Origin of the sequence: Emcibacter sp., from assembly GCF_048269205.1 — a bacterium.
Taxonomy (GTDB): Bacteria; Pseudomonadota; Alphaproteobacteria; order Sphingomonadales; family Emcibacteraceae; genus Emcibacter.
The window spans coordinates 1-13,656 of record NZ_JBLXJC010000010.1 but is presented as its reverse complement, the minus strand read 5'-3'; the positions used below and the strand labels follow the sequence as shown (position 1 = coordinate 13,656).

Sequence of the window (13,656 nt, the reverse complement as noted above, 5' to 3'; positions counted from 1 at the left end):
CCGGGCATGGAATTCGATCTTGATGAGACATTTTGCAGTCAGGTAATTTCGGCCAGCAAAGTCTTTGCCTTTCATGATGTCAGTGAAAGCGAACTGGGATCGCATCCGGCCGGCGAAAAATTCGGGTTTGCCGCCTATCTTGGCGCACCGATTGTTGTCGAAGGTGAATGCATCGGGACCCTTGCATTTGGCAGCCCGGTACCGGTGAAGGCCTTTGCCAAGCATGATATCGATCTGGTGCAGCTTTTTGCCGACTCAATCGGGCAGGCGGTTGCCCATATCCATGATCGCAAGGCACTTGATCAGGCGCGCAAGGATATCGAGCTTTCGACCAATACTGACCCGCTGACGGGGCTTTACAATCGCCATTACATGGAAGGCATCTTGCGAACCGAGCTTGAACGTTCAAACCGTTATGGCAATGCGGTTGTGATCGGGATGGTCTATTTCGACAATCTCAAGAACCTGAATGAGAAGTTTGGCTATGATGCCGGTGATGCGGCGCTGAAACTGTTTGCCAAGGTGGCCTCGGGCATGAAGCGCGAAACCGATGTCATCGCGCGCTGGAGCGACAAGGAATTCATTATCCTGATGCCTGAAACCGGGGCGGCGGGTGCGCTTAACTATCTGCAACGCCTGACAGAGCGCGTTGGTGCCGAGGATTTCGAGGCTGGAAGCGCACACCCGAAGCTTACGCTCAGCATCGGCCTTGGCATTGCGGAGGCTGGCGATACGCTTGATAAACTGGTGTCTCGCGCCAGCATCGCAATGCACCAGTCAAAGCAGTCCTGAACGGATAATATGTCGCTGCACATTCGTGTGCGGCCAAGTTCCATTGAGCGGGAAAAAGAAAACCGCTTTGAGGAAAACCTCAAAGCGGTTTGTCTTGGCTGGGGCGGTAGGAGCCTAAATCGAATAGGCCTCAATCCATTGAGTACATTGATTTTGTTGACTTTAAAAGGCCCCGTGTACTAGGAACGTGTACTACCAACGTGTACTACCGGGACCGAAAATGGCCGATACGACCTACCTCAAGAAACGTCGTCAGACGTGGTACTTCGCAATGAAAATCCCGGCGGATGTGCGTCATGCCTTCGATGGAAAGTCAGAGGTTGTTAGGTCGCTTGGGACGCGTGACTTGACTAAAGCGCAAAGTACCCGGTGGCCGCTGGTAGCAGAGTACAAAGCCCGGATTGATGTAGTTCGAGGGCATCGTGAGTTAACACCTGCCGAAATCGAAGACCGGGCCAACCATGAATTCGACCGTGCTTTGCAAGAAATGCAAGAGTATCAACAGGATGAAGATGCTTGTGGCATCCTGATCGGCCATGAAGGCGACAAGATTGAGACGGGTCGGCTCAGTGATTTAGAATACGCCCTGTCATTTGCCCGTATCAAAGCAGCTAATGGCCGGATAGCAGCATTGAACGGTAAAGTCTTTGAGAGACCTGTGACGTTTGGTCGTTCTGCAATCGATCCGCTGACGCTAAGACCAGTAACAGTGGTCAAGAAAAGCAAAGGGGCATCCTTCAAGGACGTAGCAACTCGTTACCTTGAGGAGGTGCAGCGAGACCGTTCTGCGAGCATCACTGCGCAAACCAAGGGTCAATATGAAGCCGTTTACCGTCTGTTCGACCAATGGGGGAACGGCCCAACGTTTGAAGATATGGACCGTGCAAAGGCGTCCAAGTTTCTAACCCTGATTAGCGGGCTAGATCCGAACTGGGGGCGTAGCTCGAAGACAAAGGGAAGAACCTTCAGCGAAATCATGGAGCTTTACGGGAATCATGATGTTGGCTTGAGTAATCGGGTTATTAACAGATATTCGATGGCTTTGGGGCTTGTTTGGAAGTGGGCCAAGCGAGTTGGAGAGTTCAGTGGTGATAACCCTTGGGAAGGTCAGCAGCGGCGTGAAGGTGATAGGCGCAAGGTTGGGAAGCTGCCCTTTACAGTGGACGAACTGAAAATCCTGCTCAAAGAAAAACCCGAAGTTAATCCCGAGAAGCCGAGTTACGAGACGACTTTAAGCTGGGTCTGTTGGATTGCTGCCTATAGCGGAATGCGCCTGAATGAAATCTGTAGTCGAACTATTGCCGACATCAAGCAAAAGGACGGTATCTGGTGTTTTGACATCACGAACGCCAAGACAGAAGCGGGTGACCGTCTGGTGCCGATCCATAGCCGTTTGATCGAGTTGGGCTTTATCGACTATTTGAAGCGTCAGAAGGGCGATTGGCTGTTTCCGGTTCTCAAACCCGGTGGACCAGACCAGAAGCGTTCTTGGTATCTTTCAAAGACATTCACGACCTATCGCCGCAAGCTTGGCGTGACGCATCTTAACCCGGACAACAAACGTGACCGGGTGGATTTCCATTCATTCCGACGCAGCGTTATTCAGGTCTTGGAACGTGCAAGGCTTCCGCAAACAGAAGTGGCGCAGGTTGTCGGACATGAGAAGGCCGGTATCACCTTTGGGACATATAACCCGGACGGGTTGGAGGTCGGAACGCTCAGGGATGTAATTGAGGCAATTCGTTATCCTGCATTGGATAGCAGTGCGTCAGGCTCCAGCGTCGCCGCTTAATGATGTTCAATCTGCTGAGTTGATTGATGGTCCGGGAATGTATGAGTGTGGAAAACGAACAGATAGATAGAAACAGACAGGGAGAGAGAAGACCCCGCCAAAGATTGGCTTGGCGAGGTCGTGCTTAGTTTGTCCTCTACCGCCTAGGGGCGGAGGGGATGAAGTTTGGATTGTGTTTGTTTTTCGGGGTGTTCACACCGGAAGTAATAGAGTTCGGAACTCATAGCCTTACTTCAAGTGATCTCCACGGTAACACCGTTTGATGAGGCTGAGGTTTCATCTGTGAACTCTGCAAGAGCTTCTCCTAGCGGCGCAGAGCGCTTTCTCCGTGAATACGCAAGTTGGTCATTGCGCCTTGCTTGATACCGGTGAACGAGTTCTCTGGAGACTCCCAAACCTTTCCCGACCTCTGTCACAGGAAGGTTTGGATAGTAGTCAAGTAACCAGCGCACATTGCCCTCGGTGTCTAACCCCTCTTTTGTCTGCGCAGCGAAGGCTTTTAATGCCTTTATTGCTCCTTTCGTGTCTTCATCAATATTGCTGTCTACAAGCCGCTCCGTAAGCTCGTCCGTTATCCAATCCACAGCCATCGGTGAAAGGACGTCGAATGGTCCGTGTTCGCCATAGATGCGGAAGCCAAGGCCTTTCTGCTCGGCTTCCGGTTTTAGGCGGTGGCGGTATTGTTTCCCGGTCGGGTCATACTCCTTTTGGCAAATGCCCATGTTAAGCATAACCTTAATAAACGATGATCGCCTGATCTTGAGCTTTTTTGCGGCTTCAGTGAAGGTGAGATGCTCCCCAAGTTTGATTTCAAAGACTTCGCCGGTTTGCTGGTCGGTGATCTTACGAGTGTATTGCATCGCTTGATTTAGCCGATCATGCAGCTAACCGAATAAGCTCCTGCAATTTTGGCTGGGTCCGCATCTGAACGTAGCTGCCACAGTAAAGGTCAATGACGTCTTCGGCATTCAATGTGCTTTGCTCATGAAGCTCCTCGGCAAACAGGTACGTGATACCCATGAAGGAGTTCGACCCTGTTATGAATTTGAAAAGGTGATGAATTTCGGTATTCAGCATTTCTTCTGCAAACTCCTTCCTCTTGCTGTGCTCCTTGCAATAACGGGTCAGTGATCCTTTCAGGTGACCATGAACACCTTCCGGGTAGTTGCCTTTGTGAACAGCCTCGACCGTTTCTTTGGGGTTGAACCTCAGGAGGTCTTTGAGCTGAGCAGGTGCTCTTGGCGAGACAAGCTCGTAACAAAGGTTGAAAGCCTTTTCGTATCGGGGAGCATCGTCAGTCATGAACAGGTTATTCTTGCCCCGCCCTTCGTGGATTGCGTGGGCAACAGAACCGCTCAGAGCGATCCAAACATTGTCCTGCCAGTATTTTGCGGGGAGATGGATGACGTGATTGTTGGCCCCTGATGCTGGTGCGTTCTGGTCCAGTTGGACTTTCAGAACAGGTACCTTTTTCAAGAGGCACATCGTTGCTTGAGCCGCAAGAGAAACAGCGTTTGCATAACGGTGATTGGTCATTGGTTTACTTTCCTTCAATGCCGAAACTGTCTCGGCCAAAAATAAGAAAAGCCCCGTCTGATATGACAGGGCCTGCTTGGGTTTTGACAGGGGGGATGGTCACCGTGCTTGGGCTGGCTCACAGGAATAAGCCGGTACAAAGCCCGTGTCCCTCATCTAAGGGGGGGCTTAATTCCAAGTATTTGATTTTGAATGATATTGTCTTGGTGTGGGCAGGGCGGACCTAAGCGAAGGTGTTCTTAGCTGCTATTGCCTTCTTGGCTTCTGCTCGTGCGAGCCGGGCTTGTCTGGTGGCTTCTTCATCAACCCGTCCATTTTCCGTATGGCCTGACTGTTTGCTTACCCAGTGCCATGTTACTTCGTGTTGTTCGCAGAGCTGTTCCAGCTTTTGCCAAAGCTCAGCATTCTTGACAGGCTTGCTACCTGACAGATTGTGAGACCAGTTCTTTGCCTTCCAGCTTTTGATGTATGTGGTCATTCCGTCGACGATGTATTTGCTGTCTGTTGTGACGGTAATCCGGGAAGGTTTCTTGATTGCACGAAGTCCGACAATGACGGCGTAAAGTTCCAAGCGATTGTTCGTTGTGCGTCTTGTGTTACCGCTGAGCAGTTTTTCTTTGCCGGGTTTACTGAGGAGGCAGGCCCAGCCGCCGGGGCCGGGGTTTCGAGGGCAAGCACCGGTGGTAAAAAGTTCGATTTTATCTGTCATCTTTTTCGTCCTTTATCTGGTGGAAGTGACACATGAAAAAGCCCCCGAAAGCCGGTTAAGGCTCGGAGGCTTGATGGATGTTGTTTTGAACTGGTGCGACGAAGGGGGGGCTTGATAGAGGTGTAGTGTTCACCTTCGCTACTTGTTATCTCTCAGGGGGTACCTAATGCTTTCCCTCATTCTTAGGTGCAACCTAAAATCTGAGGTTGAATATTATCATGATCGATCTTGCTTTTGTGTGTCTCTGATCCTCATGACGGTTTGGCGCGATATTCCATGTTGACGGGCAATCGCTGAAACTGACAACCCGTCGGCAAGAAGCGTTTTTATGCTGTGTCGGGTATTTTCATTCGTGACATTCGGACGTCCGAGCGTTTTGCCTTGGCTACGGGCGCGGGATAGCCCGGCATGTGTGCGCTCTATAAGAATGTCACGTTCCATTTCAGCGACGGCTGAAAGCGTAGAAAGAACCAATTTCCCGGCTGAAGATGTGAGGTCAAGTTCGCCAAGTTGCAGTACCAGAACTTTACAGCCCATGTCCTCAAGCCCACGAACGGTTTGTAGAATGTCTGCTGCATCTCGCCCGAGGCGGTCCAATTTAGAAACAATAAGGCGTTTTTCGCCTTTCATCCTTTGAGCTGTGTCGAGCAGCTTGGAGAATTCTGGGCGTTTTGCTGTCGGGACCTTTCCACTGATCACATCCTGATAGATCGTATCGGGTATATATCCACGGTCTTCAATTTCTTTGATCTGATTTTCTGTTGTCTGGGCGGCTGTGGAAACACGGGCATAGGCAAAGGTGTGCATCTCTGGACATCCTGTGTGTTCAAAAAGGATGTCCATAAAATGAGTATGTCCAAAATATTGTCAATACCTTTTTGGACATACTGTGATGTGAATGATTTTACCTGTCCGTAAACGGTCGTATTTGGACATGCCTTGAGTGATATCGTGATTCTGTTCGTGAGAGCAGTTGAATGGCAACGATGAGAATCAGGCAATGGCGACCGCTTATATGCAAGCCTCTGCTGTTGATCTTGATGGACAATACGGATGTGAGTGAAGAAGACCCCAGCCGGGGGGATTTTGCTCAGGGCGTATATAACGATACCCGCTCAGATTTTTCGGCCAAAATTTGGCTGGGGTCCGGCTGTCTATCAGCAGCGTCCAATACCGATCATTGGCGCAGTTACAGTGTAAACTTCCTATTGCGTTCAGCTTGTCTCAACCCTGTTGATTGCCAGCATGTGTTCGTTCTGATCAAGCCAAGCTTTTCGGGATTGGTAGTCTGGTATCAGTGATCCTACCAAGTTCCAGAAAGGCTTGTCGTGGTTGCGGTGGCGAAGGTGGCAAAGTTCATGAACCACCGCGTATTCAAGAACGGTTTTTGGGGCAAAGATCAGGTGCCAGTTGATATTGATCACCCGGTCATTGCCACAACTGCCCCATAGGTGCTTCTGGTCCTTGATGCGGTAGGCTTTGGGCTTCAGGTCGTTCTTTGGCCCATAGCGACGAATGAAGTCGGCAACATCCTGTCGCAAGCGTTTCTTGAGCCATAGCCGCAAGGCATCCTCGATCAGCATGTCCTGTGAATGCGGAGAGGCAGAGGTCGGGTATTCGATATACAGGCCATTCCGGTAGGAAACATGGACAAGCGTATCGTCGGTTGAACCAACCTTAAGCCGTGTCATGCGTCCGCGAAATGGTATCTTTGCCCCGCTTACGAACCTTGACAGCGAAGGCGATCTTTCTGCGGTTTCGCGCATCTTGCGGGTCTGATCAAAAATCCATTGCCGCCGTCTATGAACGGCATTGTTGATCTGCTCGTCCGTTGCCGTGGGCGGAACGACGACTTCCACCCGTTCTGGTGTCACGGTGATCCTTGCCTTTTCGCAAGTACCAACACGCTTCAACTCGTAGGGAATTTCAGTGTTGCCAATTGTCAGGACAGGCATGGTCGTCACTTCGCAAAAGCCTTAAGCGCAAATTCCTCAACTTCCTCGGACACAAGCTTGAGGTTCCCAAAGTTCGCCTCATGAAGCTTCTGGCGGACCTGTTGGCGAAGGTTCTTTCTAAGCTCGGTTTTCTCATGCCACATCGGTGGCGTGTCCCCATATATGCCTTCAAGCGATACAGCGATTTCTGCCAAATTCTCGGATGCCATGTCTTCGGGTTGATAGGTTTCAAGAACCTTCATAATGCCATATGCCTCGGGCGACATATCATTGCCCTCATGGGCCTTGGCCTCTGCCTCCAAGTCCTTGGCAAGTTCCTCCGCCATCCTGAGCTTATCCGCCCAAGACAACTGTGCGCCGTCCATCTTCTCAAGCAATTCCTTGAGACGCTGGGAAAACTTCCCGTACTGGTGCGGGTTTTCGTCGAGCCTTTCATAGACGGTTTTGCGTAGCTCTGTGCCCTTTCGGATCGCGGCCGTTTGAAGCTCCCTTTCCGGTTTGCCGTCTATCTCAAAGTCCTGCCAGAAGTCAGGGTCGGTGATCGACCGAAGTTTGACGGTTACGCTCAACCCCGTGGCATCAAGATGCTCTTCAAGCATCTCGCGGATTTTCTTGCTGTATTCCTTTTGATCAAACGCTTCTTTTTTCTCAAAAACCTGTGTGGCATAGCGAAGGAAGCTCGCAACCCATTTCAGGTCATTGGTGTAGTCCAGAACGGATTTGTCTGGGCTAAGGGCCGAGTAGATGGAAATGAACTCTCGGGCAACAGTACGGTATGCAAACCACTGGTCCTCGGTCTTCAGGATATCAACAAAGGCGTCATATTCTGCCTTCAGGTCGGAAGTATCACGCTTCAATCCCTTCATCATCTTCATGACGGCAGCATGTGCCGCTTTGAGTTGGGAACGAAGGTTGTCCAGGTCCACCATTGCATTCTGAACATCATCAGACCGATAGGATGAAAGAGCCTGATCAAGGTTCTGAGAAACCCCGATGTAATCCACGATCAGGCCGTTTCTCTTCTTCGCATCAGCAACGCGGTTGGTCCGTGCAATCGCCTGAAGAAGCGTATGTTCCTTAAGCGGCTTATCAAGATACATGACTGACTCAATCGGTGCATCAAACCCCGTCAGGAGCTTGTCACAGACGATCAGGAAATCAGGAGCTGCGCCCTTCTTGCCAAAAGCCTGTTTGACTAATTTTTCAGCCTCCCGATCAAGATAATGTGCCATCAATCCTTTGCGCAGATCGGCAACATGATCATCTTCGGATGGCTTATCGTCTTCTTGCGACCGTGAATAGACACAGGCGGATTTAAGGGGTGCGGCCTTTTGGGCATCCTCCTGCGACATCCCCTGCTTGATCAGATCATCAGCGATAACCTTATCCAAAGCGCGTTTGTAGAGAATCACCGCTTCGCGATCTATGGCGACGATCTGGGCCTTATAGCCATCCGGGGCCGCGTATTTCTTGAAATGGGTCCAGATATCAAAGGCAATCAAATCAATGCGTCTGGGGTGCTTCACAAGATCAGCAAAGGTGACGCCACGCTTCTTGAGTTCTTCAAGCTTGTCATCGGGCAGATCGGCAAACCACTGATCGAACAGAATGTCGATCTTGGCTTCATCAATGTGCCAGTCGGTCTTGCGTCCGGTGTAATTGATCGGAACGGTCGCCCCATCGGCCACAGCATCATCAATACCGTATTTGTCGAGATACCCTTCGCCAACGATCCCGAAGTTCTTATAGGTATCTTGGTCAGATTTCTTGATCGGAGTGCCGGTAAAGCCAAAGAACCGCGCTTCGGGCATGGTCGCACGAAGATACGCACCAAGGTCCTTTTCCTGTGTGCGATGGCATTCATCCACCATAACGATCCAGTTCTGGGAATTGGCAATCGGTGATTTGGAGCCTTGGAACTTGAAGATCGTCGAAAGCGCGGTAATGCCGTCAATGCCACTGCCTATCAGTGTACGAAGTTCATCAACGGAGCCAACGCTGACAGGGTTTGGCAACCCACAGGCCTTGAATGTACCGCTGATCTGGTCATCTAAATCAATGCGGTCCGTCAGCACCATCAAATTGGGGTTTGCCAGTTCGGGGGATACTTCGGTCAGATGGGTTTTCAGCTTCAAGGCCGCAAAGACCATCGTCAGGGACTTGCCCGATCCTTGGGTATGCCAGACCAACCCCCTGCGGTGTTTGCCCTCTACGACCCTGTTGACGATCTTGTTGACCGCCCGGAATTGCTGATAGCGGCAAATCTTCTTGATCTTCCCGACTTCGGCTTGCTCAAAGACGATGAAATGGGCGATCAGGTCCAATAGGCGTGAAGGCTCCAACAAGCTCCAAAGGCCCTTGTCGAGTTCATTGGAAAAGTCTTTCTCCGAGCGCGGCCAAGGATCAACCCAAGAACCATAGAACTTGGATGGGCTTCCAGTGGTGCCATACAGGCAATTGGTGCCATCGGTTAGAATGTTAAAGCAGTTGGAAAAGAACAGCCGTGGGATATCGCGTTCATACTGTTTGATCTGATCGAACGCCTCGCCGGTCTTGTCCTTGACGTTGATCGGTGACTTGGCCTCAATCACCACAACAGGGATGCCGTTGATATAAACCACGACATCGGGAATGCGGGATTTCTCGGCCTTCACATAAAGCTGGTTGGTGACAGTGAAGGTGTTGTTTTCAGGTTTAAGGAAATCAATGACCTTAATGGTCTTGTGTTCAGTCTGCCCCAGCACCTTGCGGCTATAGTTTCCGCGCAAAATGCCCAACCATTCTTCATTGTCGTTCTTGCTGATCAGATCGACATAAGCAGCTTGGGCATCTTCTTCAGAAAGGCCGTTCAAGCGTTGAATGGCGTCTACCAGATGAGGGCGGAACAGAACTTGGTTCTCGCCATCACGCAGGGCTTCATGTTCCGCTTTGGTCACAACGGTATAGCCCATATCCTTCAAGGTTTGGATCGTCGGCTTTTCCGCCAGTTGCCATTCACTGCCCATTGTCACCGCCGGATGAAATTGCGCCAATGCACCTCAAAAAGTCCTTACCAGCTTCACTAATTAGGTAACGTTGAGAACTTGGCTGCATTTCGATGCTACCAAATACCTGATCTAACTCCAGAAGGCCGAGAGAGGACAGGTGCCTGCGCATGATCTCGTTTAGCTTTGCCCCTCTCTGGGCCTCTTCTTGACTGGTATGATCAAGGATGTCGTCAACAGCGTGGCCCGGTTGCACCACATTTCGGTTAGCCTCGTGGAATCTCGTACCTTGCTCGTTTCCGACAGTTGGGGAGTTCGCAGGATGATACTCTGCCAAAAGAATTATTTGCCGGTCATCCAATTGTTCCAGAATACGCATGAAGTGCCGCGTTTCCTGTTGTTCAAGACCTGTTTCTTGAAGTCCTTTTACAACCAGTTCCGCGATGTACTTTTTACGATCATCGCTTAAGGCACGAGTAGACTGCCAAAGGCCTTCTTCGAAAAGATCAAGCCCTTCGGGTTTTTCCAAGGCAAGCTTAAGCATAAGCTCATCAATCTGGGCTTGAAGATATCTTAGATAATCTTCCACCCTGTCGAGGCGAACATTTCGGATGGTTTCAGTCAAAGCGGTCTGGAGGACTGCTCCAACCAACGGAACGGCACCTGTAAGACCAACGCCAATTCGTAAGGCAGTTGAGGCTGAAGTGTCTCCTAACGGTGGGTGTTGGCTTTCCTCAGGCATCCAGCACCTCAACCCGTTTGCGGCCAGTGAGAAGGTCGGACATGAGGCCAAGTTTTAAAGTTGCAAGACAAGATACTCTTTGTTCCGCCGAATAAATTATTTGGTCAACCTCGGCAAGTTTGTTGCCTATCTTTGTACCCTCCTCGATAGGTGGGAGCGGAAATTTAAATGAAGAAATATTTGCACAATTGATACCGTCTCTGTTTCCTCTTCCTTTATTTTCAGTGACTTGACTAATGAAACTATTACTGTTGAAGCATGTGTATAAGAAGTCCGGGTTGCAAATAGACGTATTTGGGCGAACACGAATGATGTGATAGTTAATTAACCAACCTTCGTGCTTTTTTCGAGATAGACTATTCCGACCTGTTGTCGCTCCCTGTCTGGCAAAAAGCAGATCCCCGTTGCGGACTCGATACTTCTCTAGCTGGACTGCCTTCTCTGCGGAGACAAAGTTCATTTTTGAAGTATCAATATAACCTTCCCTAACATTGCCAATTTTTAATACCGGGACGCCTTCGTCAGTAAAATCGCTTCCAGACAACATTGATCCAAATGGGCCTGTAAGTATCCCATTTTTTTCTTCAACAACTTCTGAAACACGAGCTACCCGCCATGTGCTTGGTATCACCCCAAGTTCGGTTTGTTTGAACTTGGTGTGGCCGGTGCCTTTGGTGAGTAGGGTTTGAAGCAGTCCTTTTTTGACCTGTTTGGTTTGGTCAATGACGGCTTTGGTTGCGGCAATGGCCTCATCCACGCTGCTCAGAACTTCCGCGATTTTCTTTTGTTCGGGAAGAGGAGGAACACCAACATGATATTTATTTAGCACACCTTTTTTAATGTGCTTCATTGTGGTGCCGTGGGAATGAGCAGCAAGTCCATCAATTGAATGAAGAATAGTATACAGGAGGAAGTTCTTATCGACCCCTTCGTTTTCCACAACCTTAAAAATATGCTGGTTCAAAATGCCATTCCCATTTCTCCAGAGGAGAGCGGTCAGAGTGGCGGACCAAGAAAAAAGCAAATCGCCATCTCGGATTAAGTGCTTTTCCTGCACATCTTTCCCTGAATAATAATTGGTCTCGGAGTATGGGTTGTTGATTTGAGCAATACGGATAATTGGTAATCCCTCAGTTCCCCAATCTGAGGGTTTGAAGGCTCGACCATTTTGATATTCCCCAAGGTCCGATAAGGGTTTGCTTTGCCATCCATCAGGAAACTCATGCGTCATAGCCAAGCTCCTTGAGGAAACCCATCATCTTGGCTTCGGCTTCATCACGCTGCTGGCGCAGAGCATTCAGTTTAACGACTTCTGCTGCCACATCGATCTCGACCTCGTCTTCATCCGTGCTGACATAGCGCGAAATGTTGAGATTGTGGTCATTGTCGCGGATTTCATCCAAGCCAACCACGCGGGCGAACCTGTCTTCGTCCTCAAAACCAGTGAAAGCATCGGCAAAACGCTTCACATTGGCATCTGAGAGATGGTTCTGGGCTTTGCCTTCAACGATTTCCTGCGCTCCATTGATCACCAGAACCTTGCCTTTGCGCTCTGCTGGTTTGTTCCTGCGAATGATCAGGATACAGGCGGGAATACCCGCGCCATAAAACAGGTTTGGTCCCAGTCCGATCACCGCGTCAATCAGGTCATCTTCCAGAAGTCCTTTGCGGATTTTCGCCTCTGCCCCGCCCCGGAACAGAATGCCGTGCGGCAGGACCACACCCAACATGCCATCTTCCTTGAGGCTGGCCAGCATGTGTTGGACAAAGGCAAGATCACCATAGGATTGCGGTGGGCAGCCATAGGTATCGCGACCGAATTTGTCCCCGGTTGACCAGACATCATGGCCCCAGTTCTTAAGGGAGAATGGTGGGTTGGCAAGGACACGGTCAAAAGTGCGAATGGCCTTTGTGCCGTCACCAACCAGATGTTTGGGATCAAGCAAGGTATCCCCGCGCTCGACAAAGGCATCATCAATGTCATGCAGGAACAGGTTCATGGAGCAGATCGCCCATGTGTTCAGGTTCTTTTCCTGACCATAGAGTGACAATGAGCGCGGGTTCTTGCCCTGACGTTCAAGGTGATGGAAGCATTCCAGAAGCATCCCGCCAGAGCCACAGGTGGGATCGTAGACCGACATGCCCTCATCAGGTTTGAGGCATTCGACAATCAGCCGCACGACCATCTTGGGGGTATAGAACTCGCCCCCCTTCTTGCCCGCATCATCGGCAAACTGAGCGATCAGATACTCATAGGCATTACCAAGGATATCGGCCTCAACATCGACATGGCGCAGACGGTGCTTTTCAAAGTGCTGAAGAAGCTTTTCAAGCGTGGCATCGGGGAAGCGTTGTTTGTTGTTGAAGTCCACATCCTGAAATACACCACGAAGGCGGTGGTTGGCGTCCTCAATCGCATGGAAGGCCGCGTTCAAGTGTTCGCCGATGTTGGTGGTGTGCTTACGGATATCCTTCCAGAAGTGGCCTTCGGGGATGTGAAAGCGGTGTTCGTCAGGATCAGCCGCCAGTTCCTTGTCGCCATACTGGCTCAGTTTCCGTTCATATTCCTCTTCCCAGACATCACAAAGACGGCGGAAGAACAAAAGACCGAAAATGTAATGTTTGAAGTCCCCGGAATCGATGGAGCCACGAAGAATGTTTGCGGCACCCCACAGGTGGGATTCAAGTTCTTGGAGCGTCAACTGAGACATGAAACTGGTGTTTCCCCTGCAACTTTAGGCACGTTGAATGTTAGGGAATTCACCATAAAGGAAACCGAATTTTTGGCAATCAGTCCGGTGGCGACTGTAGCAGTAAATGTCCTCATGATCGGGGAGATGACATGCCGCTACGCAGCAATGACTCGTGCAATCGAATCTGCCTTTCGACTGATCGCGCATTGTTTGCTGCATAGGTGGTTTGGGAGGGAAGTTTTCTTGTGCCGTTGTGGACATCAAACGTGTACCACCAACGTGTACTACCCCGCGCTATGGCAGGGTAGTAACTCGTTGATTTTACTGGAAAAATCACATTTGGCTGGGGCGGTAGGATTCGAACCTACGGTACACGATACCAAAAACCGATGCCTTACCACTTGGCCACGCCCCATCAGCGTGCGTGGCGCGGAAAATAGCGCCCTCATGACA

General features: G+C 50.3%; 11 protein-coding genes and 1 tRNA gene. 2 read left to right on the top strand and 10 right to left on the bottom strand.

The window, feature by feature from the left end:
* A partial coding sequence (locus tag ACN0YD_RS15195; protein ID WP_417321259.1) for a GGDEF domain-containing protein occupies positions 1-792 on the top strand: 792 nt, incomplete at its 5' end.
* A 220-nt stretch (positions 793-1,012) separates the two neighbouring features.
* Entirely contained in the window at positions 1,013-2,584 is a 1,572-nt protein-coding gene (locus ACN0YD_RS15190; RefSeq protein WP_417321257.1) for a DUF6538 domain-containing protein, read from the top strand.
* A 233-nt stretch (positions 2,585-2,817) separates the two neighbouring features.
* Here the strand turns inward: ACN0YD_RS15190 and ACN0YD_RS15185 are convergent, their stop codons facing one another.
* The 10 genes from ACN0YD_RS15185 to ACN0YD_RS15140 form a co-directional block, all read right to left on the bottom strand.
* Entirely contained in the window at positions 2,818-3,444 is a 627-nt protein-coding gene (locus tag ACN0YD_RS15185) for a hypothetical protein (RefSeq protein ID WP_417321255.1), read from the bottom strand.
* Positions 3,445-3,460: 16 nt separating this feature from the next.
* The gene (locus ACN0YD_RS15180; protein ID WP_417321253.1) at positions 3,461-4,120 is read right to left on the bottom strand and encodes a hypothetical protein; all 660 of its coding nucleotides are present in this window, start codon (positions 4,118-4,120) and stop codon (positions 3,461-3,463) included.
* 223 nt (positions 4,121-4,343) lie between these two features.
* Positions 4,344-4,829 (bottom strand): ribonuclease HI, encoded by a 486-nt coding sequence (gene rnhA / locus ACN0YD_RS15175; protein WP_417321251.1) that lies wholly within the window; start codon positions 4,827-4,829, stop codon positions 4,344-4,346.
* Between the two features lie 216 nt (positions 4,830-5,045).
* Positions 5,046-5,636, bottom strand: a complete 591-nt coding sequence (locus ACN0YD_RS15170) for a recombinase family protein (RefSeq protein ID WP_417321261.1) — start codon at positions 5,634-5,636, stop codon at positions 5,046-5,048.
* A 407-nt stretch (positions 5,637-6,043) separates the two neighbouring features.
* Positions 6,044-6,784, bottom strand: coding sequence for a M48 family metallopeptidase (locus ACN0YD_RS15165; protein WP_417321249.1), 741 nt, complete (start codon positions 6,782-6,784; stop codon positions 6,044-6,046).
* A 5-nt stretch (positions 6,785-6,789) separates the two neighbouring features.
* Positions 6,790-9,789, bottom strand: a complete 3,000-nt coding sequence (locus ACN0YD_RS15160; protein ID WP_417321247.1) for a type I restriction endonuclease subunit R — start codon at positions 9,787-9,789, stop codon at positions 6,790-6,792.
* On the bottom strand, positions 9,779-10,510 hold the full coding sequence (locus tag ACN0YD_RS15155) for a hypothetical protein (RefSeq protein WP_417321245.1): 732 nt from the start codon (positions 10,508-10,510) through the stop codon (positions 9,779-9,781). Before ACN0YD_RS15155 ends, ACN0YD_RS15160 begins: the two co-directional genes overlap by 11 nt.
* On the bottom strand, positions 10,503-11,741 hold the full coding sequence (locus tag ACN0YD_RS15150) for a restriction endonuclease subunit S (RefSeq protein ID WP_417321243.1): 1,239 nt from the start codon (positions 11,739-11,741) through the stop codon (positions 10,503-10,505). The genes ACN0YD_RS15155 and ACN0YD_RS15150 overlap by 8 nt, the downstream gene beginning before the upstream one ends.
* The gene (locus tag ACN0YD_RS15145) at positions 11,731-13,221 is read right to left on the bottom strand and encodes a type I restriction-modification system subunit M (protein WP_417321241.1); all 1,491 of its coding nucleotides are present in this window, start codon (positions 13,219-13,221) and stop codon (positions 11,731-11,733) included. Before ACN0YD_RS15145 ends, ACN0YD_RS15150 begins: the two co-directional genes overlap by 11 nt.
* A 322-nt stretch (positions 13,222-13,543) precedes the next feature.
* Positions 13,544-13,618, bottom strand: a tRNA-Gln gene (locus tag ACN0YD_RS15140).
* Between the last annotated feature and the right edge of the window lie 38 nt (positions 13,619-13,656).